The sequence below is a fragment of the Phreatobacter oligotrophus genome (genome assembly GCF_003046185.1).
Lineage (GTDB): Bacteria > Pseudomonadota > Alphaproteobacteria > Rhizobiales > Phreatobacteraceae > Phreatobacter > Phreatobacter oligotrophus.
This window is the reverse complement of the sequence record NZ_PZZL01000017.1, coordinates 1-25,254: the sequence shown is the minus strand read 5'-3', so window position 1 is coordinate 25,254 and position 25,254 is coordinate 1. Positions and strand designations below refer to the sequence as shown.

The window sequence follows — 25,254 nt, the reverse complement described above, 5'->3', positions numbered from 1 at the left end:
CACCCGTGAAGAGGACCGCGTAACGTCCGGGCCATTGTCGGCGAAACCGGAACATCGCGTCCAACCAGGGGGAACCGACGCCATGCAGACCGCCACCGCCACCAAGCCGACGTCCTTGATCGCCATTCCCGCCGTGCCCTCGGCCCGCACGCTGTGGAACCTCTTCCTCGGCGGCGCCGCCGGCCTGGGTTTCTGGGAGTTCTTCTCCGCCACCTTCACGCACTGGGCGGCGGGTTTCCCGCTGCAGCCGCCAGAGCTGGTCAAGTCGCTGTTCCAGCACCAGCTCGGACTCACCGTCAGCACCCCGATGGCGGAGCTGCTGCATGGGCTGACCGGCCTGATCTTCTATCCGATCGGCTACTACATCCTGTCGCGGGCCCTGCCCTGGCTCGGCGTCACGGCGGCCGGCTGGATCTGGGGCGTCGCGACCTATTTCATCGCGCTCGGCTTTTTCGCGCCGCTCGCCGGCCAGCCGTTCCTGCTCAACAACGTGCCGGTGCTCTCCTTCATGAGCCTCGTCGGCCATGCCATCTACGGCTACCTCGCGGCCATCGTCTTCGAGCGCTTCGAGGAGGGCCGATGAGCCCGGTTGCCGGCACGGCCGAGCCGAAGGGGCGCAGCCGCGACGCGCGGATCGACCTCGCGCGCGGCCTCACCATGCTCATCATCTTCGTCGCCCATGTGCCGGGCAACCTCTGGGCCGAGTTCATCCCGGCCCGGATGGGGTTCTCCTCGGGGGCGGAAGCCTTCGTGCTCTGCTCGGGTCTTGCCTGCGGCATCGCCTTCGGCGGCACCTTCCGCCGCGACGGCTGGGTCGCCGGCACGCGGCGGATCGGCAAGCGCGTCTGGCAGCTCTGGCTCGCACAGGTGCTGACCTTCGCGGGCTTCGCGGCGCTGATGCTGTCGATGGACGCCTGGCTCGGCGGCAGCACCTATGCCGCCCGCTACAGCCTCGCCTATCCCGTCGCCTCACCGTTAGAGGCGGTGCTGGGCCTCATGACCCTCACCTATGTGCCGGACTTCTTCGACATCCTGCCGCTCTACATCGTCCTGCTGGCCGCCGTGCCGCTGATGACCCTTGTCGCCGGCGCCTCGCGCTGGTTGGTGCTCGGCCTCTCGGCGGCGCTCTGGCTCTTTGTGCAGGTCTACCCGCTGAACCTCCCGGCCCATCCGGCGGGCAGCAAGCTCTGGTACTTCGACCCGCTGGCCTGGCAGTTCCTGTTCTTCCTCGGCTATGCGACGACGGTCGGGTGGCTCACGCCGCCGCGGGCGACGCCGGCCCGCATCGCCCTTGCCGCCGCCTTCATCCTCGGCTGCATCCCGCTGACCTTCTCGGGCGCCCATGCGGCCTTCCCGGCGCTTGGCGAGATCTACCGCGCGATCTATCCGGCCGAGGCGATCTCGACCCTGCATCCCCTCCGGCTCGTCCATGTGCTGGTGCTGGCCTGGCTCTTCGCGGCGTTGCTCGCGAGCCGGCGGTCGTCGCTCTTCGACGGTTCGCTGAAGCCGGTCCTCGCCGTCGGGCAACAATCGCTGACGACGTTCCTCACCGGCATCGTGCTGGCGGCGCTGGCCGGCGTCGCGCTGGACCTCACGGGCCGCGACGGCGCCACGACCGCCCTCGTGAACCTCACCGGCTGCGCCCTGCTCGTCGCCACGGCCTATGCCGCGCGCACTATCAAGGCATCGCTGAAGACCCCGAAGCCCACAGGAAAGGACAGGCCATGGCTCGCCACGCAGTGACGTTCTCCCGCCGCGCCCTTCTCGCCGGCGCCATGCTCGCCGTCCCCGCCGCGCGCGGCGCAAGGGCCGAGACGGGTCGCATCACCCTCATCGTGCCCTTCGCCGCGGGCGGGCCGACCGACATCGTCGCGCGGCTTGCCGCCGACGGCATGGCCCGCCATCTCGGCCGCGCGGTGATCGTCGAGAACGTCGCCGGTGCGGGCGGCGCGACCGGCACGCTGCGCGCGGCACGGTCGCGCCCCGACGGCACGACCATGGTGCTGGGTCAGATGGCGACCCATGCGCTGACCCCCATCCTCAATCCGCAGGCGGGCTATGACCCGCTGGCCGATTTCGTGCCCATCGGGCTCATCGCCAATGCGCCCATGGTGATTGCGGCGCGCAAGGGCGTGCCGGCCGCATCGCTGCGGGAGTTCCGTGATTTCGTGGCGGGAAGCGGCAATCGCCTGTCCTTCGGCCATGCCGGGCTCGGCGCGACATCGCAGGTCGCCTGCGAGCTGTTCAACCAGGGCACCGGCGCCGCGCCCGTCTCCATCGCCTATCGCGGCACCGCCCCGGCGCTGAACGATCTGGCGGCCGGCCAGATCGACTTTGCCTGCGACCAGCTCACCAGCATCGCGCCGCTGATCCGCTCCGGCCACATCCAGGGCGTGGCGCTGATGGCGCGGGAGCGCTCGCCGGTCCTGCCGGATCTGCCCTCGGCTGCCGAACAGGGCTTCCCCGATCTTTCGGTCGAGGTCTGGAACGGGCTGCTCTTCCCGCGTGGCACGCCGGACCGGGTGGTGGCGGAGGTCCATGCGGCCCTCACCGCGACGCTCGACGATCCTGGCCTTGTGCGCCGCTTCGAGGAGCTCGGCGCCTCGGTGCCAATGAGCGCCGCGAACACGCCGGCGGCTTTCGGCGCGCTGATCCGCTCGGAAAATGCCCGCTGGCGGCCGGTGCTGGAGCGCCTCACGCGCTGAGCGGGTTCACTCGCTGACATCCCGCAGGATCCGCGCGAGGACGGGGTGCGGGAAGCGGCGGGCGACCGTCACCGCGAAGAAGGTCTCGGTGATGCGGTCGAGCTTGGCCGCCTCGGCGAGAAAGCCGGCGGCGAGCTCGTCGCGCACGACGATGCGCGGAATGACGGCGAGGCCCAGATCCTCGCGGGCGAGGAGACGCAGCATCGCCATGTCGTCGGCCTCGGCTGCGACCGTCGGCGTGACGCCGAGCTGGGCGGTAAACGCGTCGAAGGAGGCCCGCAGCGCCGTGTCGAGGGCGGGCAGCACCAGTGGCTGCTCGGCCAGGAGCGTGGCGAGGTCGCCTCCGCCCGATCCCACCCGGCGCGGCGTGCCGATGAGGCTGACCGGCTGATCGGCGAGGCGGTTGACCAGCCAGGGGATAGCGTCGTCGCGGGGCGGCGCGTGGGTGGTGAGCACCACGTCCAGCTCGAGGCTTTCCAGGCCCCGCAGCAGCTCGGCCTGCGAGCCCGAGCGCAGGTGAACCTCCACCTCGCCCTTGCCGATGACCGGGCGGATGAACTGCATCTGGAAATTGCGCGAGAGGGTGGCGAGCGCGCCGACCCTGAGGGCGCGGCGCGACCCGCCGGTCTCGCGCAGCGTCGCGGTGAGGTCCTCCGCTGTGCGGAAGATCGTCTCGGCATGGTCGAAGGCGATGCGGCCCGCCTCCGTGAGGATGAGACCGCGGCCACGGCGCTCGAAGAGATCGTGGCCGAGCGTCGCCTCCAGCGTCTTGAGCTGGGTCGACAGCGCCGACTGGGCGAGGTTGAGCCGCCGCGCCGCGCCGGTGAGCGTGCCCTCGGCCGCAACGGCATGGAAAAGACGGAGGTGGTGGAGGTTCAGCGCCGGCATCGTTCTTCTCAATAGAACGTAACGGCCGAAATTATGTATTTTTATTGAAGTCAGGCAAGCCTTATCTCCGGCGGCAGTCGCTGATCCCCGGAGTCGCCATGTCGACCTTCATCCCCTTCGTGCAGTTCGCACCGCTGGTGCTTCTCGCCGCCGCCGCCTTCGCGCTGGTGCGGCCCGGACGCCGCCCCGGCGCCTATCCGGCCTTCGCCGAAGCTGCGGCGCTGGCCGCCCTCGGCCTCGCGGTTGCCTCGCTCATCCAGCTCCTCGTCCTCGGCCAGCGGGTCACCGCGGTCGGCGCCGGCCCTGCCCTTCTCGCGCTGCGGCTCGACGCGGTGAGCGCGACCATGACGGTGCTGGTCGGCTTCGTCGGCTGGGTCGTGGTGCGCTACGCCCGCTCCTATCTTGACGGCGAGGAGCAGGAGGGCCGGTTCCACGGCCTGATGCTGGCGACGCTGGCGGCGGTCCTGCTGCTCGTCCAGTCCGGCAGCCTGGTCGTGCTCGCCGCGAGCTTCATCGCGGTCGGCGCCGGCCTCAGGCGGCTCCTGATGTTCTACGGCGAGCGGGCGGAGGCGCAGCGCGCCGCCACCAAGTTCGCCCTCGTCTGGTTCGGCGGCGACGTGCTGCTGGTCCTCGCCGCCGCCCTCCTCTGGATCGGCTTCGGCACTGCCGACCTCGGCGCCATCGGCACCGCCGCGAAGGCCGGCCTGCCCCTCTCGGCCCACATCGCCGTCGCCCTGCTGGTGATGGTGGCCGCGCTGAAGACCGCCTCCTTCCCGCTGCACGGCTGGATCACCGAGGTGATGGAGGCCCCGACCCCGGTCTCGGCCCTCCTCCATGCTGGCATCATCAATGCCGGCGGCTTCCTGATGATCCGCCTCGCCGAACTCGTCCAGGCGAGCTCGGGCGGCATGGCGGCCCTCGTGATGCTCGGCGGCCTCACTGCCCTCTTCGGCGCGGTGGTGATGCTCACCCAGAGCGCCGCCAAGACGGCGCTGGCCTGGTCGACGGTCTCGCAGATGGGCTTCATGCTGCTGCAGTGCGGCCTCGGCCTCTGGCCCCTCGCCCTCCTGCACATCGTCGCCCACTCGCTCTACAAGGCGCATGCCTTCCTCGCCGCCGGCGGCGCGGTGGAGGCGGTCGCCTCGATCCGGCGGCCCGGCCCGGTGGCGGTGCCCGGCGGCCTCGCGGTGGCGCGGTCCTTCGCGCTGGCCATCGTGCTCTATCTCGCGGTCGCCAGCCTCTTCAGCCTGGTCGGCGCCCAGAAGTCGGCCCAGGCCCTCGCCCTCGGCGCGATCCTGGTCTTCGGTGTCGCCTACCTGGTCGCCCAGGGCCTTGCGGATGCGGCGCCGCGCGAGCTCACCCGCCGCACGGCCCTCGCCTCCCTCGGCGCGGCGGTCGCCTATTTCGGCTTCCACCTGATCTCCGGCGCGATCTGGGGCCCGCATCTGCCGGCCGTGCCGACCGCCGGTCCGCTGGAATGGGCGCTGATCATCCTCGCCCTCCTCTCCTTCGGCCTCGTCGCAGTGGCCCAGGCGCTCTTCCCCCTCTGGGCTCACCACCCGGCGGCGGCGGGCCTGAGGGTCCACCTCGCCAACGGCCTCTACCTCAACGCCGTCCTCGACCGGCTGATCGGCGGCTTCCGGGCCGCGAAAGCCCACTGACCTCACGGAGAGCATCATGTTGCTGAACCAGCCCCAGGTCGCCCCCGCCCGGTACGCCGCCCTCATCAAGGCCGCAGAAGCCGCAGCCCGAGCGATCCCCCCGGCCTTCCCGCTCTCGGCGACGGTCGCGGTCAATCCCTTCCTCGGCCAGACCGGCGAGGACTTCGCCACCGCCGCGGCGCGGCTCGCCCGGGTCGCCGGCGTGCCGCTGACCCGCAGCCGGAAGGACTATGCGGCGAAGATCGCGAGCGGCCAGATCACCGACGAGGACCTGTCGGCAGCGCTCGCCGCCTCGGCCTCGGCGCTGAAGCCGAAGGACGTCGCCGCCCTCAAGGCGCTGCTGGCGACGCCGGAAGCTGCCCCCACCGCGCTGCCGACGGTTGCAGCGCTGGCCGCCGAGGCCACCGGCACGGACTGGCCGGCACTGATCGAGCGGTGCTTCGGCCTCTGGGCCGCCGGCCATTTCGACCGGGGCCAGGCCCTCTGGTCGCCGGCCCCCGGTCGCAGCGCCTTCTCGGCCTGGCGGGACTGGGCGGTGCATGACCTGACCCCCGAAATCGCCGGCCTCAAGGGCTTCTGCGCCCATGTGGCGGATGCGCCGGACACGCCGGAGCGGGCGATCCTGCGGGCCGCCGACAGCCTCGGCATCGGCGAGGCGGCCGCGGAGACGCTGTTCCACCGGCTCCTCAGCGATCTCGGCGGCTGGGCGCAACACGCCCGCTGGCTGCTCTGGGAGGCCGAGCTCGGCGAGGCCACCGACACCACCATCACCGACCTCCTCGCGATCCGGCTGATCTTCGAGGAAGCGCTCCTTGCCCATGTCCCGGCGATTGCCGAGCGGTGGGGCCAGGTGGTCGGCGCCCATGCCGTCCCCGTCACGGCCAATGCCGACCAGGTGGCCGATGCCATCCTGCAGGAGGCCGCCGACCGGGCGCACCAGCGGCGGCTCGGCGCCCAGCTCACCGGCATGGCCGGCGCGACGGCGCGGCCGGCCGTGCAGGCCGCCTTCTGCATCGACGTGCGCTCGGAGGTCTACCGGCGGGCGCTCGAGAGCCTCAGCCCGGAGATCGCCACCATCGGCTTCGCCGGCTTCTTCGGCCTGCCGCTGGCCCATCGGCCGCATGGCACAGACGAGGTCGCCAAGCACCTCCCCGTCCTGCTGAAGCCCGCCATGTTCACCTGCAGCCATGTCTCGCCTGAGGACGAGGCGACGAGCCGGATCGGCGCGCGGGCGACCCGCGCCTGGGGCCGGTTCCGGCAGGCCGCCGTGTCGTCCTTCGCCTTCGTCGAGGCCTCGGGCCCCCTCTACGGCGCCAAGCTGGTCAAGGATGCGCTCGGCTTTGCCGAGGCGCCCAAGGCCAACCCGCGGCCGCGGATCGACGGCGGCCTCACCGCCGAGGCCAAGGCGGCGACGGGCGCGGCGGTGCTGAAGGCGATGAGCATGACCGAGGGCCATGCCCGGCTGGTGCTGCTCTTCGGCCACGGCGCCAAGGTGACCAACAACCCGCACGAGAGCGCCTATCATTGCGGCGCCTGCGGCGGCCAGACCGGCGAGGTCTCGGCGCGGATCCTCGCCGATCTCCTCAACGATCCGGAGACGCGGGCGGGCCTACCGGCCCATGGCATCACCCTCCCCGAGGACACCGTCTTCGTCGCCGGCCTGCACGAGACCACGACCGACACCATCACGCTCTACCGGGACATGGAGCTCGGCGGGCACGTGGCGGATCTCGTCCGCGCCGAGGCCTGGCTTACGGAAGCGACCCGGATCACCCGGGCCGAGCGGGCGAAGCGGTTGCCGCGGGCCCATGCCGAGACCATCGCCCAGCGGGCGCTGGACTGGGCCGAGCTCCGGCCGGAATGGGGTCTTGCCGGCTGCGCCGCCTTCATCGCCGCGCCGCGGGCCGTCACCGCCACGACGGATCTCGGCGGCCGGGCCTTCCTGCACAGCTACGACTGGCAGGCGGACGAAGGCTTCGCCACGCTGGAGCTGATCCTCACCGCCCCGGTGGTGGTCGCGAGCTGGATCAGCCTCCAGTACTACGGCTCGAGCGTTGCCCCCGACATGTTCGGCGGCGGCAACAAGCTGATCCACAACGTGGTCGGCGGCCTCGGCGTGGTGCAGGGCAATGGCGGCGTGCTGCGCACCGGCCTGCCCTGGCAGGCGGTGCATGACGGCGAAAAGCTCGCCCACGAGCCGCTGCGCCTCACCGTGATGATCGAGGCGCCGCAGGATGCGATCACCGCCATCCTCGACAAGCATGCCGGCGTCCGGCAGCTCTTCGACAATGGCTGGCTGCATCTCCTCCGGCTGGAGAACGGCAAGGTCGCCGGCCGCTACCGGCCAGGCCTCGCCTGGGAAGGCGCCGCGCCGCTGCGCTCCGCCGCCTGAGCCACCGCCGCACCCGCGGCAATCCACGACGCAACAGGGCCGTCGCACCATCGGTGCGGCGGCCTTTTCGCGTCCGCCCGGCGACATCCGGAGTTTCACGTCCACCCTTCGGGCGAGGCCGCGGCCCGGTCCCCGGCACGCCCTCGCCTTGACTTCGCGGACCATCGCCTTGTAAGTAACTGGTGAGTTATATACGTCGCCACCTCAGAGCGACGGATCAGGGCAGGAGACCGAGCATGGCGGCATCGCGCGCTGGAAGCGCTGGGCTCGGCCGCTGGCTGAATGCCCCCTGGCTGCGCCCCTTCGGCATGCTCGCCCTGCTCATCCTCGCCTGGGATCTCGCAATCCGCATTTTCGACGTGCAGCCCTATCTCGTGCCGAAGCCGCTGGACGTGGTTCTGGCCTTCCGCAGCGATGGCCCGCTGCTGCTGCGCGAGGCGGTGCCGACGACCATCGCCACCCTCGGCGGCTTCGCGCTCTCGGCGCTTTTCGGCATTCCGACCGCCATGCTGATCGCCGGGTCGCGGACGGTCGAATCCTACATCTATCCGCTGCTGGTCTTCTCCCAGTCGATCCCGAAGGTCGCCATCGCGCCGCTCTTCGTCGTGTGGTTCGGCTTCGGCATTGCTCCGAAGATCATCACCGCCTTCCTGCTCGGCTTCTTTCCCGTGGTGGTGGCGGGCGTGCAGGGCTTCAAGGCGCTCGACACCGACATGCGCGACCTCGCCCGCTCGATGAAATGCTCGCGCTGGCAGGCCTTCACCATGGTGAGCCTGCCGAATGCGCTGCCCGCCATCTTCTCCGGCCTCAAGGTCTCGGTGACGCTCGCCGTCGTCGGCGCGGTGGTCGGCGAGTTCGTCGGCTCGAATTCGGGCATCGGCTTCGTGCTGCAGCGCTCCATCGGCAATTTCGAGCTGCCGACCATGTTCGCCGCCCTCGTCCTGCTCGCCCTGATCGGCGTCGTCCTGTTCTGGATCGTCGATCTTGCCGAGAGGCTGCTGCTGCCCTGGCACGCCAGCCAGCGGCACGTCTTCGTCGCCACCACCTGATCCCGCAGTGCCTTGAACCACCAGGACCCGAACCAACGGGCCGCCCAAAACCCTCAAGGGAGGACAAACATGGATCGTCGTCAGGTCATCGCAGCGGCCGTCACCGGCCTCGTCACCGCCCCTGCCCTCATCCGCTCGGCGCATGCCACGGACAAGGTTCAGCTCCTGCTCAACTGGTACCTCTACGGCGAGCACGCGCCGTTCTTCCTCGGCAAGAAGCTCGGCCTCTTCGAGAAGGAGGGCATCGACCTCACCATCATGGAGGGCCGCGGCTCCGGCGTGACGCTCCAGGCGGTCGGCGCCAAGTCCACCCAGTTCGGCTATGCCGACATGTCCGCGGTGATCCGCGCCGGCATTCGCGGCGCCCCGGTCGTCTCGACCGGCGTCCTGCTGCAGAAGAACCCGGCCTCGGCCATGGGCTTCGCCGAGAAGAACATCCGCACCGCCAATGACCTCAAGGGCAAGACGGTGGCGACGACGCCGGGCGACGCGCTCTCGCAGGTCTGGCCGGCCTTCCTGAGGAAGGCGAACCTGCGCGACAGCGACGTGCGCCTGCTGCAGGGCGATGCCCAGACCAAGCTCAATGCCGTCATTTCCGGCCAGGCCGACGTGCTCCTCGGCTTCTCGCACGACCAGTCGATGAAGCTGAAGGACGCCACCGGCAAGGCGGTCTTCCCGATCATGTTCTCCGATTACGGCCTGAACGCCGTCGCCACCGGCATCATCGCCCATCGCGACACGCTCACCGGCAGCCCCGACCTCGTGCGCCGCTTCATGCGGGCGGCAACGCTCTCGGCGGAAGCGGCCGAGAAGGCGCCGGCCGCGGCGGCCGATGCCATGCTCGAGGCTGACTCGAAGGCAGGCAAGAAGGACACGCTGACCGAGGGCTTCGAGATCTCGACGAAGCTCTATCGCGTCACGCCGGACCAGCGGCCCTTCCACACCAATCCGGATGCGGTGAAGGACACGGTGGAACTGCTCGTCGAATATGGCGGCCTCGACCCGGCCGCGCGCGAGCGGCTCGCCAGCTTCTTCACCACCGACTTCCTGCCGGGCAAGGCGACGAACTGAGCCATGGCGAAGCCGCTCTTGCGCGTGGTGGAAGGATCGGCGGCGACGGCCGCGGGGGGCAAGCCCCCCGCCATCGCCATCCGGTCGCTCACCAAGACCTACCGGACGCGGGACGGCGACGTCCCGACGCTCCGGCCGATCGACCTCGATATCGGCGATGGCGAGTTCATCGCCGTCGTCGGGCCCTCGGGCTGCGGCAAGTCCACGCTGCTCAAGCTCGTGGCGGGTCTGCTGGAGCCGACGAGCGGGTCGATCGAGGTCGGCGGCAAGGCGGTGGTGGAGCCGCCGGATGATGTCGGCATCGTCTTCCAGAGCCCGGTGCTGCTGGCCTGGCGGAGCGTCATGCGCAACATCATGATGCCCGTCGAGGTCCGCGGCCTCGATCACGCGACGCATCTGGAACGGGCCAAGGCGCTCATCAAGACGGCGCGGCTCGAAGGCTTCGAGAACAAGTATCCCTGGCAGCTGTCGGGCGGCATGCAGCAGCGCGCCGCCATCTGCCGCGCCCTCGTCCACGATCCCCGGATCGTGCTGATGGACGAGCCCTTCGGCGCGCTCGACGCGCTCACCCGCGAACGCATGAACCTCGAGCTGCAGCGGATCCATTTCGAGACCCGCAAGACCATCCTGCTCATCACCCACTCGATCCCGGAATCGATCTTCCTCGCCGACCGGGTGGTGGTGATGAGCGACCGCCCCGGCGGCATCGAGGCGATCTACGAGGTGCCCCTGCCCCGTCCGCGAACGCTGGACATGATGGCGACGCCGGAGTTTGCCGAGCTCGCCAAGAAGGTGCGGGCGCATTTCTACGCGCAGGGGGGCATCGACTGATGGCGCCCCCTCGCATCCGCATTGTCGAGGCCGAGGCCTTCGAGCGCTGGACGCCCTTCGTCAGGCCGTTCCGCTTCGGCGCGGTGACGGTGGAAGGCGCCTTCCAGGCCTTCGTGCGCGTCGTCGTGGAGGTCGAGGGCCATGGCCGCGCCACCGGCATGACGGCCGAGCTCATGCCGCCCAAATGGTTCGACAAGCGGGCGGAGCGCAGCACCGACGACACGGTGCGGGACCTCAAGGCAAGCCTTGCCGCCGCGGTGGCGGCGACCCGCGACCTCGGCTCCGACACGGCCTTCGGCCACCACGCGAACCTCCAGGCGGCGCAAGCCGATTGGGCGAAGGCGGCGGATGCCACGGCGCTGTCGGCGTCGTTCGGCGTCGCGCAGGTCGACAAGGCGGTGCTTGACGGCCTGTCCCGGGCGCTGGGCCAGGGCTTCGTCTCCGTGCTGAAGGCCAATGCAGTCGGCCTCGACAACAGGCTGACCCCGGATCTCTCCGAGGCTGCCATCACCTCCCGGCTGTCGGCCCTTTCTCCCGGCCGTTCCATCGCCATTCGCCACACGGTGGGCCTCACCGACCGCATCACCGGAGCCGACAGCCTCGCCACCGAGATGGACGCGGCGGACCTCCGCTACTTCAAGATCAAGCTCGGCGGGGATCCTGCCGCCGATATCGACCGGCTGCTCGCCATCGCAGGCCTCCTGGAGGCGCGCGGTATCGACTATCGCGCCACCGTCGACGCCAACGAGCAATATCAGCCGGACGCCCTCTCCGACCTTCTCGCCCGGGCCGATGCCGAGCCGCGGCTCGGCGGTCTCATGGGGCGCCTGCTCTTCATCGAGCAGCCCTTCGACCGGCGCGTCACCTTCGAGCGGCCCCTGCCGGCGGATGTCGCCGCGCGCGGCGTCATCATCGACGAGGCGGATGATGCCGACGACGCCTTCCTGCGGGCGCGCGCGCTCGGCTATCGCGGCGTCTCGTCCAAGTGCTGCAAGGGCCTCTACAAGGCGCTCCTGAACACCGTGCGCGCCGCCGCGTGGAATGCCGGCAGCACCGGCGGCCCGGCTTTCCTCGTCTCGGCGGAGGACCTCACCTGCCAGGCCGGCCTTGCCGTCCAGCAGGACAGCGCCTTCGTGGCGGCGCTCGGGCTCACCCACGTGGAGCGCAACGGCCACCACTATGTCGACGGCTTCGCCGAGGCGCCCGCCGCCGAGGCGGAGGCCTTTCTCGCCGCTCATCCGGGCCTCTACGCCCGCTCGGACCGCATCCGCCTCGCGGTCGCGAGCGGACGGCTCGACCTCTCCACGCTGGACGGTCCCGGCTTCGCCAGCGCGGCGATGCCGGATGTCGCCAGCCTTTCCCCTCTCACCACCCTCTCCGCACAAGGACTACCCGCATGACCAGGACCCTCGGCGTCGTGATGAACGGCGTGACCGGCCGCATGGGCACCAACCAGCATCTGGTGCGCTCCGTCGCCGCCATCCGCGCCCAGGGCGGCGTGCTGATGTCGGACGGCAGCCGCGTCCAGCTCGACCCGATCCTCATCGGCCGCAATGCCGACAAGGTGGCCGCGCTCGCCAAGGCCAATGGCGTCGAGCGCTGGTCGACCGACCTCGATGCCGCCATCGCCGATCCGAAGAACCACATCTTCTTCGACGCGGCGACGACGCAGATGCGCCCGACGCTGCTGGAGAAGGCCATCCATGCCGGCAAGCACATCTATTGCGAGAAGCCGATCGCCACGAACCTCCCCGAGGCGCTGAAGATCGTGAAGCTCGCCAAGGACAAGGGCATCAAGAACGGCACGGTGCAGGACAAGCTGTTCCTGCCGGGCCTGATGAAGCTCAAGGCGCTGCGCGACAGCGGCTTCTTCGGCAAGATGCTCTCGGTGCGCGGCGAGTTCGGCTACTGGGTCTTCGAGGGTGACTGGCAGGCGGCGCAGCGCCCCTCCTGGAACTACCGCTCCGAGGATGGCGGCGGCATGATCCTCGATATGGTCTGCCACTGGCGCTACGTGCTCGACAACCTGTTCGGGCAGGTGAAGTCGGTCTCCTGCCTGGGCGCGACGCATATCCCTGAGCGCTGGGACGAGAACGGCAAGGCCTACAAGGCGACCGCCGATGATGCGGCCTATGCCACCTTCGAGCTCGAGGGCGGCGTCATCGCCCACATGAACATGAGCTGGGTGACGCGCGTCTATCGCGACGACCTCGTCACCTTCAATGTCGACGGCACGCTGGGTTCGGCGGTGGCAGGGCTCCACGACTGCATGATCCAGCCGCGCAATGCCACGCCGCGGCCGGTCTGGAATCCCGACCAGAAGCAGACCATCGACTTCCGCTCGACCTGGCAGAAGATGCCGGACAACCAGACCTACGACAACGGCTTCAAGGTGCAGTGGGAGATGTTCATCCGCCACGTGGTGGAGGACGCGCCCTATTCCTACACGCTGATGGAAGGCGCCAAGGGCGTGCAGCTCGTGGAATGCGCGCTGCAGAGCTGGAAGGAGCGCCGCTGGATCGACGTTCCGAAGCTGACGGTGTGACGCTGCGCGGAGGCGCCACAACGCGCCTCCACCGTCACCCCCGGCGAGCCCGAAGGGCGAGGGAAGGGGGTCCAGGGTCGCAGCACACCCCCTGGATCCCCTTCCCCTCGGCTACGCCTCGGCCAGGGATGACGGACTGATGCACGGGGACGGCAATGCGCCGTCCAGGATCGATGTGAGGGAGCAGGACCGATGCTCGACAAGACCAAGCTTTCCGCCAGCGTGCGGCTGCCGACCGCCGGCGGCGCGATCGAGACCTATCGGCTCTCGGTGCCCCGCCAGTTCCCGGAAAAGGTGACCGGCCCACTCAACCGCGTGGCGCTGGCCGCCGCCCACATGGTGGCGAACCCGCTCGCCGACAACGATCCCTGGCTCACCAATGCCATCGACTGGGACCGGACCATGGCCTATCGCGATTATCTCTGGGGCCTCGGCCTCGGGGTGGCGGAGGCGATGGACACGGCGCAGCGCGGCATGGGCCTCGACTGGGCCGGCGCGCTGGAGCTGATCGGCCGCTCGGTGCGGCAGGCCAAGGCGACGCCCGGCGCCGTGGTGTTCTCGGGCGCCGGCACCGACCATCTCGACCCTGCCTCCGTGCGCAGCCTCGACGAGGTGATCGCGGCCTACGAGATGCAGTTCGAGGCCATCGAGGCGCTCGGCGGGCGCATCATCCTCATGGCCTCGCGGGCGCTCGCCCGCGTCGCCAAGGGGCCGGACGACTATGGCAAGGTCTATGACCGCATCCTGTCGCAGGCGGCGCAGCCGGTGATCATCCACTGGCTCGGTGACATGTTCGACCCGGCGCTCGCCGGCTATTGGGGCACGGCCGATCTCGACGCCGCCATGGACACGGCGGTGGACGTCATCAACCGCAACGCCGCCAAGGTCGACGGCGTGAAGATCTCCCTTCTCGACAAGGACAAGGAGATCGCCATGCGGCGTCGGCTCGCGCCCTCGGTGAAGATGTATACGGGCGACGACTTCAATTATGCGGAGCTGATCGCCGGCGACGACCAGGGCTATTCCCACGCCCTGCTCGGCATCTTCGACGCCATCGCACCGGCCGCGGCGGGCGCGCTCTCGGCGCTGGCGAAGGGCGATCTCGCCACCTTCCACGACATCTTCGCGCCGACCGTTCCGCTGTCGCGGCACATCTTCAAGGCGCCGACGCGCTTCTACAAGACGGGCGTGGTGTTCGTGGCCTATCTCAACGGCCACCAGGACCACTTCACCATGGTCGGCGGTCAGGAGAGCACGCGCTCGACGCAGCATCTCGCCGAGCTCTTCCGCCTCGCCGATGCAGCGGGCATCCTCAGGGATCCCGAGCGCGCCGCGGCGCGGATGGCGGCGGTCATGGCGACGCGCGGCGTGGCGTGAGGCTGCCGGCAGGCACTGACCTCCCCGTCATGCCCGGGCTCGTCCCGGGCATCCCCGAATTCCTTCGGCGCGGTGTTCCAGTCGTGGATGCCCGGGACGAGCCCGGGCATGACGCGGCAGGGGATGCGGCCTGACCACCGGTGCGTTCATGCGCGATTTCTCCGCCGACCATTCGCTCCTCTCCATCAACACCGCGACGGTGCGCCAGCAGGGCGATCTCCTCGCCATCATCGAGGGCTGCGTGCGCCACAGCATCCAGGCCATCTCGCCCTGGCGTGACCAGGTGGCGACGGTCGGGCTCGACGCCGCGGCAAAGGCCGTGCGCACCCACGGCCTGAAGCTCTCCGGCTATTGCCGCGGTGGCATGTTCCCGGCCGATGCCTCGAAGAGGCAGGAGGCGCGTGACGACAACCGGCGCGCCGTCGATGAGGCGGCAACGCTGGGCGCCGCCTGCCTCGTGCTGGTCGTCGGCGGGCTGCCGCAGTACTCGCGCCCGGGCTCGGCCGTCTCGCATGATCTCGGCGCGGCGCGCGCGCAGGTCGAGGATGGCATCGGCGAGCTTCTGGACTATGCGCGAGGCGCGCGGATGCCGCTCGCCATCGAGCCGCTGCACCCGATGTATGCGGCGGACCGGGCCTGCGTGAACACGCTCGACCAGGCGCTCGACATCTGCGACCGGCTCGACCCGACGCGCTCGGGCGCACTCGGCGTCGCCGCCGACGTCTATCACATCTGGTGGGACCCGAACCTGTTCAACGCCATCCGCCGTGCGGGACGGGAGCGGCTGCTTGCCTATCACGTCTGCGACTGGCTGGTGCCGACGCGCGACCTGCTCACCGACCGCGGTATGATGGGCGATGGGGTGATCGAGCTGAAAAAGATTCGTGAGGCCGTGGAGGCCGAGGGTTTCAGCGGTTTCTCCGAGGTCGAGATCTTCTCGGCGCTGGACTGGTGGACGCGGCCGATGGACGAGGTCCTGGCGACCTGCATCGAGCGGCACAAAAGCGTGGTGTGAGAGGCCCGGGGCGCCCGACAGCCTGACCGTCAGGCCTTGAGGAAAAGCCCCTCACCCTTCCCTCTCCCCGCAAGCGGGGAGAGGGTGACGTCGACGTCGCGCCCTCTCGGATACAGCCCTGCCAGGCATAACGGATGTCTGCTGAAACGGGACGCTGGTGCCCCCTCTCCCCGCTTGCGGGGAGAGGGAAGGGTGAGGGGCCACAAAACGCCCCTCGCAGTTTTGTCCCCTCAGGCCTTCACGCCCCTGACGACGAACTCCACCACGTGGGCGCGGCGCTCGGCGATGTGCTCCGGGCTCTCCATATCGGCATCGAAGATCACCGACAGCGTGTAGACGTTGGAGAAGAAGAAGTAGCAGATGCCGATGATGGTCACCCAGAGCTGGCGGGCGTCGAGCCCGTCGCGAATGGTGCCCTCGGCATGGCCACGGGTGATGATGCGCGCGATGGCGTCGATCACCGGCGAGTTCATCATGTTCACCCGAGCCGACTTCTTCAGCACCTTGGCGCGCTGGCGGTTCTCGGTGGCGAGCAGATTGATGAAGGTGCGGTCGCGCACGAAGCTGTCGAAGGTGAACTCGGTGAAGCGGGTGAGCGCCTCGATGGGCTCCAGCGTGTCGAGATCGAGCTTCTGCTCGGCCGAGCGGGCGCGCTCATAGGCCGCCTCGAGGACCGCCAGATAGAGCAGCTCCTTCGAGGAGAAGTAGTGGTAGATCATGCGCTTGTTGATGCGCGCGCGATCCGCGATGTCATCCGTCCGCGCGCCCTCATAGCCGCGGTTGGCGAATTCCCGGGTGGCGACGTTGAGGATGCGCGCGCGCGTGCCGGCGCTGTCGCGCTTGCGCACCGTCTTCTGCACCGCCTCCGTCACGCCCGTGTCGCCCCCTGCGGCCGAGGGGCCGCGATTCGCCTCGATGCCGACACTGGCATGACGCGCCGGGTCCGTCATGTTTCGGCGTCCAGCGCCTCGAGGAGGCCACGCACATAGCCGGCGGCGCGCGCGGCGCAGGCCGGTCCGTCCGGCTCGTAGATGAAGGGCTCGATGGCGATGTCGCCGCCATAGCCTGTCTCGCGCAGCGCCCGCAGAACGGGGGCGAAGCGGTCGCGCCCCTCGCCGGGGCCGCGGCGGTTGGCATCGTTCAGCTGGACATGGGCGATGTGGCCGGTCGGCATCCAGCGGCGGATGAGATCGGCCACCGGCTCAGCCTCGCGGGCGGAGGCGGCGGAGGTGTCGATCATGGTGCGGAAGGCGGGATGGCCGACGGCCTCGACCAGCCGCACGGCCTCCGCGACCGTCTCGATGAAGACATTGTCGGGCGGGGCCAGCGGCTCGATGCAATAGATGAGGCCGCGCGCGGCGATCTCCTCCGTGAGGCTGGCAAAGAGGTCGCGGGCGCGTCCGAAGGCGACATCCGTCCCCTCCCCGGTCGCCGGGCGGCGCTGGGCGGGCGAGCCATGGACGAGAATGCGCGCGCCGAGACCCGCGGCGAGATCGAGAAGGCCGAGGATGACGTCGCGGGTCCGGCTGCGCAGCCCTGCATCGGGCGAAACGATGGAGAGGCCGGGCGGCGCCACCAGAAGCCAGTGGAGCCCGGTGACGGCGAGGCCGTGATCCTCGACCGTCCGCCGCGCCTCGGCGATGGCCGTGGCCGACAGGCGATGTGGCTCCTCGCCCAGCGTGAAGGGCGCGATCTCCAGGCCGTCATAGCCGACGGCCCGGGCGAAGGCGCATTGCCGGGCGAGGTCCAAGGGCGCGAGCACCTCGTTGCAGAGGGAGAGGCGCATCGGTTCGTTCCTGGCTCGGCCGGGCGGAGAGTCGCGTCCTACTGGACGCGGATCTCGGCGGCGCGGATGACCTCGCCCCACTTGGCGACATCGGCCGCATGGACGCGGCGCAGCGCCTCGGGCGTGCGGTCGGCCTCGACCGGGGCTTCGGCGCCGAGCTGCAGGAACCGCGCGGTCGCGGCCGGATCGTCGATGGCCCGGCGCAGCGCGGCATTGAGGGCGGCGATGACCGGCGCCGGTGTGCCCTTGGGCGCGAAGATGGCGTTCCACACCACCATGTCGACGCCCTCCATGCCCGCTTCCTTCGCGGTCGGCACGTTGGGCAGGACGGGCGAGCGGGTCGGCGCCAGCACGGCGATGGGCTGCACCGCTCCCGCCTGGACCTGGCCCATCAGGCTCGTCACCTGGTCGCAGAGATAGCCGACATTGCCGGCGACGAGGTCCTGCAGGGCAGGCCCCGTGCCGCGATAGGGCACCGAGGTGGGGTTCGCGCCGATGCGCCGGTTGAGCAGCGTGCAGGCAAGGTGCGAGGTCGAGCCGACGCCGGCATTGCCGTTGTTGATCGAGGCGGCGTTGGCCTTGAGATGGGCCGAGAACTCGGCCAGCGAGCCCGAGGGCAGGCTCTTGTTGGCGACCAGCATGATCGGCGCCGAGGCGGCGATGCCGACCGGCTCGAAATCGGTCAGCACGTTGAAGGCGAGGTTCGGATAGAGCGCCGGCGAGAAGCTCATGGTGCTCATCGGGCCCATGAGGATCGTGTGGCCATCGGCATCGGCGCGCGCGACGCGGTTGGCCCCCGTGGTGCCGGCGGCACCGGCGACGTTCTCGACCACCACCTGCTGGCCGAGGGTCTGGCTCATGCGCTCGGCGACGATGCGGGCGACGATGTCGGTCGGACCGCCCGGTGCGAAGGGCACGACCATGGTGATCGGGCGCGACGGGAAGGCCTGTCCGAAGGCCGGAACGACGGCCACGGGCGAGACGGCGGCGAGCAGCGCTGCGAGGGCGCATCTCCTTGAAATCACAGCTTCCTCCAGGACAATGGGCACGGTGACCGCGCTTCTTGACCCGGACGATAGACAGCCCCTCGGAGAGCGTCAATCAAGTATGTAACCGGTGAGTGCATAGGCCGCGCCGGCGAGGCGCGGAGCGGGCGCCGTGCAGGCCTTACGGCAGGCGCCCGGCGCAGATCGCCGTCATGTCGAAGGCGGCCGCGGCAAAGCCCTGGAGGCGAGCGCGCAACTCGTCCTGCTCCGCGCCGGCCACCGCGATGAAGAGCTCCTCGGAGCGGGAGGCGCGGAAGAAGAGGCCGTCATTGGCGGAGATGTAGTAGCCGCCATTGGCGTGGCCGACGATGGAGCCGTTGCTCGGCTCGAACTCGTGGGTTTCGGCAATGCCGGCGTCGAGGCGCAGCGAGAAGCGCTGGCGGCTCTGGTGCTGCTCTTCGAGGCGCTGCGGCCAGCGAATGCCGAGGCGGGGGCGGCCGGCGGCGCAGAGGATCAGCACCTCGCCATTGCGGCCTCCCTTGGCCTCGGCGAAGGCCGGGGCCACGGCGACGCCCTCGAAGCGGCGCGTCCAGACATTCTCGAAGGCCCGGATGGTCCAGTCGTGGTGACGGTAGCGCCGCTCACCGGGCGTGGACGTGGCAGGTCCCGGCGCCAGCAGCACAAGCACCAGCCCGGCAACGGCCATCACGGCAGTGCGAAAAGCGCCACGCGACACGATCGGTCCCCTCGTCAGAAGCGAACCGGCGCTTCTGCGGCCGGTTCTCGTCACCCGCGACGGACCATATCGGCAGCCTCATGACGGGCCGTGAAAACATTCATTCAAATGCGATGAAAACTGGCGGGAACCTGCGCGCCCGTGCCGCATTGGTGTCGATGGGCCAAAGCCTTGCACTCTGCAGGGGCTTTCCCATCTGAGGCCCCGTTCCGACGCCAAAGGAGGTCGCCATGGTTCAGCGCATGACCCGTATCCAACGCCTTCGCCGCCTTCCGGGCAATGTCGCCCGCCTCGCCCTGGTCGGCGTCGCCGGCATCATCACGATTGCCGCGACGATCAGCGTCCTGTCAGCCTGATGCGGAAGGCCGGGCGGCCTTCCGCCCGGCGCATGTCCTCCATTCGCGAATGGCAGGGCGACAGCGCGGCGAACCGTCCTAGCCTGTCCTCCAGGGGTAACCCACGATCCGCGCGGTTCACAGACGCGGACGGACCAGGAGGAGACCAGGATGAAGCGTCGAACATTCATGGCGGCCGGCGCGACCGGCGCCGTGGCGGCAGCGGTTGCCGCCCCTGCCATCGCCCAGACCCTGCCGGAGGTCAGCTGGCGCTGCGCCTCCTCGTTCCCCAAATCGCTCGACGCGCTCTACGGGCCGCTCGACACGATGACGAAGCAGATCGCCGAGGCGACCGACGGGCGCTTCAAGATCCAGTGCTTCGCCGCGGGCGAGATCGTCGGCGCCTTCCAGACGCTGGACGCGGTCTCCGCCGGCACGATCGAGATGTGCCAGTCACCCGGCTACTATTTTGTCGGCAAGGACCCGGTCCTGGCGCTGATGGCCGACGTGCCCTTCATCATGAACGTGCGCCAGCGCAACGCCTGGCTCTACCAGGGCGGCGGCCAGCAGCTGATCAACGACTACGTCAAGAAGTACAACGTCCACACCGTGCCCGGCGGCAATACCGGCACCCAGATGGGCGGCTGGTTCCGCAAGGAGGTCCGCACGCTCGACGACCTCAAGGGGCTGAAGTTCCGCATCGCCGGCCTCGCCGGACAGGTCATGGCCAAGCTCGGCGTCGTGCCGCAGCAGATCCCCGGCGGCGACACCTATTCCTCGCTGGAGCGCGGCGTCATCGACGCGGCGGAATGGGTCGGGCCCTATGACGACGAGAAGCTCGCCTTCGTCCGGGTCGCCCCCTACTACTATTATCCCGGCTTCTGGGAAGGCGCGCCGACGGTCCACTACTGGATCGGCCAGGACAAGTGGAACGCGCTGCCGAAGTCCTACCAGCAGATCTTCAACAATGCGGCGGCGGCCAACAACATGGACATGACCGCCATCTATGACGCCCGCAACCCGGCGGCGCTGCGGCGTCTCGTGGCGGCCGGCGCGCAGCTCCGCCCCTTCAGCACCGAGATCCTCGATGCGGCCTTCAAGGCGGCCAACGAGATCTATGCCGAGCTCTCGGCCAGCAATGCCGACTTCAAGCGCATCTACGAGCACCAGCGGGCGTTCCGGAACGAGGAATACCTGTGGTGGCAGGTCGCCGAGTACTCCTTCGACACGATGATGCTGCGGCTGCGCCAGCGCGGCTGAGCCCCTACCCTTCCGCCCAAACAAAAGCGCCGGTCCCTCGCGGGACCGGCGCTTCGCTGTCTGCGCGGATGGAGGCGGGCCGCCTCCACCCCGGTGTCAACCTCAGGCGAGGTCGAAACGGTCCGCGTTCATGACCTTGGTCCAGGCGGCGACGAAGTCCGCGACGAACTTCTCGTGCGCGTCATCCTGGGCATAGACCTCGGCATAGGCGCGCAGGATCGAGTTCGAGCCAAAGACGAGGTCGACGCGGGTGGCCGTCCACTTCGCCGCGCCGGTCTTGCGGTCACGGATCTCGTAGCTGTTCTTGCCCGTGGGCACCCAGCTATAGGCCATGTCCGTCAGGTTGACGAAGAAGTCGGTCGTCAGCGCGCCCGGGCGGTCGGTGAAGACGCCATGCTTGGCGCCGCCATGGTTGGCGCCGATGGCGCGCAGGCCGCCGACCAGCACGGTCATCTCCGGACCGGTCAGGCCCATGAGCTGGGCGCGGTCGAGGAGAAGCTCCTCGGGGGTGACGACATAGTCCTTCTTCACCCAGTTGCGGAAGCCGTCATGGATCGGCTCCAGCACCTTGAAGGAGTCGGCGTCCGTCTGCTCGGCCGTGGCATCGCCGCGGCCGGGGGCGAAGGGCACCTCGATCGCGACGCCTGCCGCCTTCGCCGCCGTCTCGACGCCGACATTGCCGGCGAGGACGATGACGTCGGCGATGCTGGCGCCGGCCTCACGGGCGATGGGCTCCAGCACGGCCAGCACCTTGGCGAGACGGGCGGGCTCGTTGCCCTCCCAGTCCTTCTGGGGCGCGAGGCGGATGCGGGCGCCGTTGGCGCCGCCGCGCATGTCCGAGCCGCGATAGGTGCGCGCGCTGTCCCAGGCGGTGGCGACGAGGTCGGCGGTCGACAGGCCGCTCGCGGCAATCTTCGCCTTCACCGCGCCGATGTCCCAGTTCTTCGGACCGACGGGGACCGGGTCCTGCCAGATCAGGTCTTCGGTCGGCGCGTCGGGGCCGATGTAGCGGATCTTCGGGCCGAGATCGCGGTGGGTCAGCTTGAACCAGGCGCGGGCGAAGGTGTCCTGGAAGTAGGCCGGGTTGGCCATGAACTTCTCGCAGATGGCCCGGTAGGTCGGGTCCAGCTTCATGGCCATGTCGGCATCGGTCATAATCGGCATGCGGCGGACCGAGGGGTCCGAGGCATCGACTGGCATGTGCTCGGGCTTGATGCCGACGGGCTGCCACTGCCAGGCGCCGGCGGGGCTCTTGGCGAGCTCCCAGTCATAGCCGAAGAGCAGCTCGAAATAGCCCATGTCGAAGACGGTGGGATTGGTGGTCCAGGCGCCCTCGATGCCGGAGGTCACGGCCTCGCTGGCCTTGCCGTGCTGGTTGGGGTTCATCCAGCCGAAGCCCTGGTTCTCGATTCCCGCGGCCTCCGGCTCCGGGCCGAGCGCCTCGGCGCGGCCATTGCCGTGGGCCTTGCCAACGGTGTGGCCGCCGGCGGTGAGGGCTGCGGTCTCCTCGTCGTTCATCGCCATGCGGGCGAAGGTCTCGCGCACATGCAGCGCCGTCTTCAGCGGATCGGGCTGGCCGTTCACGCCCTGCGGATTGACGTAGATGAGACCCATCTGCACCGCGGCGAGCGGGTTCTCCATGGTCTCCGGCTTGGAGACGTCCTCGTAGCGCGTGTCGGAGGGCGCCAGCCACTCCTTCTCGGCGCCCCAGTAGACGTCCTTCTCGGGGTGCCAGATGTCCTCGCGGCCGAAGGAGAAGCCGAAGATCTTCAGGCCCATGTCCTCATAGGCGAGCGTGCCGGAGAGGATGATGAGGTCGGCCCAGGAGATCTTGTTGCCGTACTTCTTCTTCAGCGGCCACAGCAGGCGGCGCGCCTTGTCGAGCGAGGTGTTGTCCGGCCAGGAATTGAGCGGGGCGAAGCGGATGTTGCCGGTGCCGCCGCCACCGCGGCCATCGGCGAGGCGGTAGGAGCCCGCGGCGTGCCAGGCGAGGCGGATCATCAGGCCGCCGTAGTGACCCCAGTCGGCCGGCCACCAGGACTGGCTGTCACGGAACAGCGCCTTCATGTCGGCGCGCAGGGCAGCCACGTCCAGCGAGCGCACGGCGGCCCGGTAGTTGAAGCCGGCGAGCGGGTTCGACTTGGTGTCGTGCTGGTGGAGGATGTCGAGGTTCAGGGTGTTCGGCCACCAGGCGGTGACGGCCGCCTTCTCCATGGTGTTCGAGCCATGCATGACCGGGCATTTGCCCATTCCCGTGTCCAGTCCGTCCATGATCCTGCTCCATCGTGCCGAGGCCCCGGGAGGGGCGCGAGAACGCTTCTTCTAGAGGAGAGTTCCGATTAGAATAAGTCGAATTATCTGATCGTGACGATAAGATGACCTGATGACGAATCTGACACTGAAACAGCTGCGTTATTTCGAGGCGCTCGCCCGCGAGGGGCATTTCGGGCGGGCGGCGGAGGCGTGTTCCATCTCGCAGCCGGCGCTCTCCATGCAGGTGCGCGAGCTGGAGGAGAGCCTCGGCGTGGCGCTGGTCGAACGCTCGGCGCGGCAGGTGCGGCTGACGGCGCTGGGGGAGGACCTGGCGCAGCGCGCGCGCCTCATCCTGCGCTCCGTGGACGAACTGGCGGACCTCGCCCGCGCCTCGCGGTCGGGGCTGGTCGGGCGGTTCCGGCTCGGTGTCATCCCGACGGTCGCACCCTATCTCCTGCCCTCCATCGTCAGCGCGCTCGACCGGCATCATGCCGGGCTCGACCTCCGGGTGCGGGAGACCCAGACGCCGCGGCTCATCGCCGACCTGACGGAGGGACGGCTCGACGCGGCCATCGTCGCCCTCCCCGTCTCCGAACCGGCGCTGACCGAGGTCGCCCTGTTCCGCGAGGACTTCGTGCTGGTGAGGCCCGCGGCCGAGGCGGACCTGCCCGTTCCCAGCGGCGAGGCCCTCGGCACGATGCGGCTGCTGCTGCTCGAGGAGGGCCATTGCTTCCGCGACCAGGCCCTCGCCTTCTGCGCCATGACGGCACGGCCGCGGGAGATCCTCGACGGCTCGTCGCTCTCCACCCTCGTCCATATGGTGAGCGCCGGCTTCGGCGTGACGCTGATCCCGGACATGGCCGTGCCGGTCGAGACGCGCTCGGCGGCCGTGGCCGTGGCGCGGTTCGAGGAGCCGCGGCCCTCCCGCACGATCGGCATGGTCTGGCGCTCCAGCAGCCCGCTGGACCGCCAGCTTCAGGCCATCGCCGACACGGTGAGGGGTGCGGCCATGCAGCTCGCAGACCTGCGGGCGAGCGCCGCCTGAGGCTCAGCCGTTCTTCTGGTCGCGGCGCAGCGTCGGCAGACCGATGCCGGTGGCGTCGAAGCCGCCATCGACGGCCAGCGTCTGGCCGGTGATGTAGCTGGCGCCAGGCGAGCAGAGATAGACGATGGCGTCGGCGAGCTCCTCGGGGAGGCCATAGCGGTTGAGCGGGATGGCGTCGTGGTAATCGGCGCGGATCTCCGGCGAATGCACCTTCTTGGCCATGGCCGTGTCGACCGGACCAGGCGCCACGGCATTCACACGGATGCCGTAGCTCGCAAGTTCCACCGCCATCTGCTTGGTGAGATGGGCGAGCGCCGCCTTCGACGTGCCATAGGCGACCCGCAGCGTCGAAGCGCGGAGCCCGGAAATGGACGTGATGTTGACAATGGCGCCGCCGGTCTCGCGCATCAGCGGCACGGCGGCCTTGGTCATGATGAAGGGACCGGTGAGGTTCACGGCCATGACCTCGTTCCAGGCCTCCAGCGGCGTGTCCATCAGCGGGCCGAAATGGGCGATGCCCGCATTGTTGACGAGCGCATCGAGCCGGCCGAAGCGGGCCCGCACCGCCTCGACCGCCGCGGCGACGTCGGCGGGCTGCGAGACATCCTTGGGAAGCGCCAGGACCCTCTCCGGCTGGCGGAAGGCGGCAGCGGCCGCCTCCAGCACGTCGGTCTTCCAGTCCAGCAGGGCCACCGACCAGCCTTCGCCAAGAAAGCGGGCCGCGGCGGCGTGACCGATGCCCTGGGCGGCGCCGGTGACGAGGGCGACGCGGGGGGAGGATGAAGGAGCGGCAGCGGTCATGAAGGTTCATTCCATCGACGAGCGGGCTGGCATCATTCTCATCATGTCGGCGGCCTCACGGCCATGCGGCCATCCGGGTGAGCTATGCCTCCCCTTCCCCGCCACGGCGGAACCGTCCACCGCCGTCTGGCGCTGTGGACAAGTCAGGGCGCGCGATGCGACAAGTGCACGTGGCTCCTGGATTCGCGGAGCCCCTGCAGGGCATGACCGTGGAGGCGTGACGTACGCCGCCGCGAATTTTTTGCGACACCCTGTTGACACCCGAAAGCGGGTTCTCCTATAAGCCGCCTCCTCGACGCGGCGCCGCCGACCACCGGCCGGCCCCAAGTCACCTGAAATCCTCGGTCAGCACCCCGTGCATGACGCTTTCGGCCCCGGTCGAAAGAGGAGCTTCAGTCGCCCTTTTGGGTGGGAGCCCTTTGCGGTTCCGGTTCTTTGACAATTGAATATGGGAAAGAGAAACGTAGGCGGCGGAGTTCTTGCGGACCGGTCTTCGGACTGGTCGATGACGAGACTTC

General features: G+C 69.5%; 22 protein-coding genes. 15 read left to right on the top strand and 7 right to left on the bottom strand.

Annotation, left to right across the window (positions count from 1 at the left end; genetic code table 11):
• The first annotated feature begins 82 nt into the window (after positions 1–82).
• The 3 genes from C8P69_RS21295 to C8P69_RS21285 are packed head-to-tail and all read left to right on the top strand — an operon-like array spanning position 83 to position 2,705.
• Positions 83–583 (top strand): hypothetical protein, encoded by a 501-nt coding sequence (locus tag C8P69_RS21295; RefSeq protein WP_108179471.1) that lies wholly within the window; start codon positions 83–85, stop codon positions 581–583.
• Positions 580–1,743: an OpgC family protein gene (locus tag C8P69_RS21290; protein ID WP_108179470.1), complete on the top strand. Its 1,164-nt coding sequence runs from the start codon at positions 580–582 to the stop codon at positions 1,741–1,743. The genes C8P69_RS21295 and C8P69_RS21290 overlap by 4 nt, the downstream gene beginning before the upstream one ends.
• Positions 1,725–2,705, top strand: coding sequence for a Bug family tripartite tricarboxylate transporter substrate binding protein (locus tag C8P69_RS21285; RefSeq protein ID WP_108179469.1), 981 nt, complete (start codon positions 1,725–1,727; stop codon positions 2,703–2,705). The genes C8P69_RS21290 and C8P69_RS21285 overlap by 19 nt, the downstream gene beginning before the upstream one ends.
• A gap of 6 nt (positions 2,706–2,711) precedes the next feature.
• Here C8P69_RS21285 and C8P69_RS21280 read toward each other — a convergent pair whose 3' ends face one another.
• Complete coding sequence (locus tag C8P69_RS21280) at positions 2,712–3,593, bottom strand: LysR family transcriptional regulator (RefSeq protein ID WP_108179468.1); 882 nt, start codon at positions 3,591–3,593, stop codon at positions 2,712–2,714.
• A gap of 98 nt (positions 3,594–3,691) precedes the next feature.
• Between C8P69_RS21280 and C8P69_RS21275 the strand changes: the two genes are divergently transcribed.
• The 9 genes from C8P69_RS21275 to C8P69_RS21235 all read left to right on the top strand — a co-directional run bounded on the left by C8P69_RS21275 (position 3,692) and on the right by C8P69_RS21235 (position 15,534).
• Positions 3,692–5,254, top strand: a complete 1,563-nt coding sequence (locus tag C8P69_RS21275; RefSeq protein WP_108179467.1) for a proton-conducting transporter transmembrane domain-containing protein — start codon at positions 3,692–3,694, stop codon at positions 5,252–5,254.
• A 16-nt stretch (positions 5,255–5,270) separates the two neighbouring features.
• A complete protein-coding gene (locus tag C8P69_RS21270; RefSeq protein ID WP_108179466.1) occupies positions 5,271–7,646 on the top strand; it encodes a YbcC family protein in 2,376 nt (791 codons plus the stop codon).
• A gap of 236 nt (positions 7,647–7,882) precedes the next feature.
• Positions 7,883–8,695, top strand: coding sequence for an ABC transporter permease (locus C8P69_RS21265; protein WP_108179465.1), 813 nt, complete (start codon positions 7,883–7,885; stop codon positions 8,693–8,695).
• Positions 8,696–8,764: 69 nt separating this feature from the next.
• Positions 8,765–9,766: an ABC transporter substrate-binding protein gene (locus C8P69_RS21260; RefSeq protein ID WP_108179464.1), complete on the top strand. Its 1,002-nt coding sequence runs from the start codon at positions 8,765–8,767 to the stop codon at positions 9,764–9,766.
• A 3-nt stretch (positions 9,767–9,769) separates the two neighbouring features.
• Positions 9,770–10,597, top strand: coding sequence for an ABC transporter ATP-binding protein (locus C8P69_RS21255; protein ID WP_108179463.1), 828 nt, complete (start codon positions 9,770–9,772; stop codon positions 10,595–10,597).
• A complete protein-coding gene (locus tag C8P69_RS21250) occupies positions 10,597–11,997 on the top strand; it encodes an enolase-like domain-containing protein (RefSeq protein WP_108179462.1) in 1,401 nt (466 codons plus the stop codon). Before C8P69_RS21255 ends, C8P69_RS21250 begins: the two co-directional genes overlap by 1 nt.
• Positions 11,994–13,142, top strand: coding sequence for a Gfo/Idh/MocA family protein (locus C8P69_RS21245; protein WP_108179461.1), 1,149 nt, complete (start codon positions 11,994–11,996; stop codon positions 13,140–13,142). Before C8P69_RS21250 ends, C8P69_RS21245 begins: the two co-directional genes overlap by 4 nt.
• Positions 13,143–13,334: 192 nt before the next feature.
• A complete protein-coding gene (locus tag C8P69_RS21240; RefSeq protein ID WP_108179460.1) occupies positions 13,335–14,519 on the top strand; it encodes a dihydrodipicolinate synthase family protein in 1,185 nt (394 codons plus the stop codon).
• A 148-nt stretch (positions 14,520–14,667) separates the two neighbouring features.
• Entirely contained in the window at positions 14,668–15,534 is an 867-nt protein-coding gene (locus C8P69_RS21235; protein WP_108179459.1) for a sugar phosphate isomerase/epimerase family protein, read from the top strand.
• A gap of 230 nt (positions 15,535–15,764) precedes the next feature.
• Here C8P69_RS21235 and C8P69_RS21230 read toward each other — a convergent pair whose 3' ends face one another.
• The 4 genes from C8P69_RS21230 to C8P69_RS21215 all read right to left on the bottom strand — a co-directional run bounded on the left by C8P69_RS21230 (position 15,765) and on the right by C8P69_RS21215 (position 19,042).
• On the bottom strand, positions 15,765–16,484 hold the full coding sequence (locus C8P69_RS21230; protein WP_108179458.1) for a TetR/AcrR family transcriptional regulator: 720 nt from the start codon (positions 16,482–16,484) through the stop codon (positions 15,765–15,767).
• Positions 16,481–17,320 (bottom strand): sugar phosphate isomerase/epimerase family protein, encoded by an 840-nt coding sequence (locus C8P69_RS21225; RefSeq protein ID WP_108179457.1) that lies wholly within the window; start codon positions 17,318–17,320, stop codon positions 16,481–16,483. Before C8P69_RS21225 ends, C8P69_RS21230 begins: the two co-directional genes overlap by 4 nt.
• Positions 17,321–17,358: 38 nt before the next feature.
• Entirely contained in the window at positions 17,359–18,369 is a 1,011-nt protein-coding gene (locus C8P69_RS21220) for a Bug family tripartite tricarboxylate transporter substrate binding protein (protein WP_245902172.1), read from the bottom strand.
• Between the two features lie 118 nt (positions 18,370–18,487).
• Entirely contained in the window at positions 18,488–19,042 is a 555-nt protein-coding gene (locus tag C8P69_RS21215) for a hypothetical protein (RefSeq protein WP_146167408.1), read from the bottom strand.
• 230 nt (positions 19,043–19,272) lie between these two features.
• Between C8P69_RS21215 and C8P69_RS24485 the strand changes: the two genes are divergently transcribed.
• Positions 19,273–19,398 carry a hypothetical protein gene (locus C8P69_RS24485; RefSeq protein WP_281260082.1) on the top strand — a complete coding sequence of 42 codons (126 nt, stop codon included), beginning with the start codon at positions 19,273–19,275 and terminating at the stop codon, positions 19,396–19,398.
• Positions 19,399–19,548: 150 nt separating this feature from the next.
• On the top strand, positions 19,549–20,637 hold the full coding sequence (locus tag C8P69_RS21210; RefSeq protein ID WP_108179455.1) for a TRAP transporter substrate-binding protein: 1,089 nt from the start codon (positions 19,549–19,551) through the stop codon (positions 20,635–20,637).
• A 102-nt stretch (positions 20,638–20,739) separates the two neighbouring features.
• Here C8P69_RS21210 and katG read toward each other — a convergent pair whose 3' ends face one another.
• Positions 20,740–22,908, bottom strand: coding sequence for a catalase/peroxidase HPI (katG, locus tag C8P69_RS21205; protein WP_108179454.1), 2,169 nt, complete (start codon positions 22,906–22,908; stop codon positions 20,740–20,742).
• A 112-nt stretch (positions 22,909–23,020) separates the two neighbouring features.
• On the opposite strand from katG, the gene C8P69_RS21200 reads away from it, so the two are divergent.
• Positions 23,021–23,935, top strand: a complete 915-nt coding sequence (locus C8P69_RS21200) for a hydrogen peroxide-inducible genes activator (RefSeq protein ID WP_108179453.1) — start codon at positions 23,021–23,023, stop codon at positions 23,933–23,935.
• Positions 23,936–23,938: 3 nt separating this feature from the next.
• On the opposite strand, the gene C8P69_RS21195 is transcribed toward C8P69_RS21200, so the two are convergent.
• Positions 23,939–24,736 carry an SDR family NAD(P)-dependent oxidoreductase gene (locus tag C8P69_RS21195; protein ID WP_108179452.1) on the bottom strand — a complete coding sequence of 266 codons (798 nt, stop codon included), beginning with the start codon at positions 24,734–24,736 and terminating at the stop codon, positions 23,939–23,941.
• Positions 24,737–25,254 lie beyond the last annotated feature (518 nt).

Excerpts from the sequence above, each read along its gene's own strand:
- katG (WP_108179454.1), bottom strand. The coding sequence starts at position 22,908 with ATGGACGGACTGGACACGGGAATGGGCAAATGCCCGGTCATGCATGGC.
- C8P69_RS21295 (WP_108179471.1), top strand. The coding sequence starts at position 83 with ATGCAGACCGCCACCGCCACCAAGCCGACGTCCTTGATCGCCATTCCC.
- C8P69_RS21265 (WP_108179465.1), top strand. The coding sequence starts at position 7,883 with ATGGCGGCATCGCGCGCTGGAAGCGCTGGGCTCGGCCGCTGGCTGAAT.
- C8P69_RS21225 (WP_108179457.1), bottom strand. The coding sequence starts at position 17,320 with ATGCGCCTCTCCCTCTGCAACGAGGTGCTCGCGCCCTTGGACCTCGCC.
- C8P69_RS21290 (WP_108179470.1), top strand. The coding sequence starts at position 580 with ATGAGCCCGGTTGCCGGCACGGCCGAGCCGAAGGGGCGCAGCCGCGAC.
- C8P69_RS24485 (WP_281260082.1), top strand. The coding sequence starts at position 19,273 with ATGGTTCAGCGCATGACCCGTATCCAACGCCTTCGCCGCCTTCCGGGC.
- C8P69_RS21285 (WP_108179469.1), top strand. The coding sequence starts at position 1,725 with ATGGCTCGCCACGCAGTGACGTTCTCCCGCCGCGCCCTTCTCGCCGGC.
- C8P69_RS21275 (WP_108179467.1), top strand. The coding sequence starts at position 3,692 with ATGTCGACCTTCATCCCCTTCGTGCAGTTCGCACCGCTGGTGCTTCTC.
- C8P69_RS21235 (WP_108179459.1), top strand. The coding sequence starts at position 14,668 with ATGCGCGATTTCTCCGCCGACCATTCGCTCCTCTCCATCAACACCGCG.
- C8P69_RS21255 (WP_108179463.1), top strand. The coding sequence starts at position 9,770 with ATGGCGAAGCCGCTCTTGCGCGTGGTGGAAGGATCGGCGGCGACGGCC.
- C8P69_RS21195 (WP_108179452.1), bottom strand. The coding sequence starts at position 24,736 with ATGACCGCTGCCGCTCCTTCATCCTCCCCCCGCGTCGCCCTCGTCACC.
- C8P69_RS21210 (WP_108179455.1), top strand. The coding sequence starts at position 19,549 with ATGAAGCGTCGAACATTCATGGCGGCCGGCGCGACCGGCGCCGTGGCG.
- C8P69_RS21280 (WP_108179468.1), bottom strand. The coding sequence starts at position 3,593 with ATGCCGGCGCTGAACCTCCACCACCTCCGTCTTTTCCATGCCGTTGCG.
- C8P69_RS21200 (WP_108179453.1), top strand. The coding sequence starts at position 23,021 with ATGACGAATCTGACACTGAAACAGCTGCGTTATTTCGAGGCGCTCGCC.
- C8P69_RS21240 (WP_108179460.1), top strand. The coding sequence starts at position 13,335 with ATGCTCGACAAGACCAAGCTTTCCGCCAGCGTGCGGCTGCCGACCGCC.
- C8P69_RS21245 (WP_108179461.1), top strand. The coding sequence starts at position 11,994 with ATGACCAGGACCCTCGGCGTCGTGATGAACGGCGTGACCGGCCGCATG.
- C8P69_RS21250 (WP_108179462.1), top strand. The coding sequence starts at position 10,597 with ATGGCGCCCCCTCGCATCCGCATTGTCGAGGCCGAGGCCTTCGAGCGC.
- C8P69_RS21260 (WP_108179464.1), top strand. The coding sequence starts at position 8,765 with ATGGATCGTCGTCAGGTCATCGCAGCGGCCGTCACCGGCCTCGTCACC.
- C8P69_RS21230 (WP_108179458.1), bottom strand. The coding sequence starts at position 16,484 with ATGACGGACCCGGCGCGTCATGCCAGTGTCGGCATCGAGGCGAATCGC.
- C8P69_RS21270 (WP_108179466.1), top strand. The coding sequence starts at position 5,271 with ATGTTGCTGAACCAGCCCCAGGTCGCCCCCGCCCGGTACGCCGCCCTC.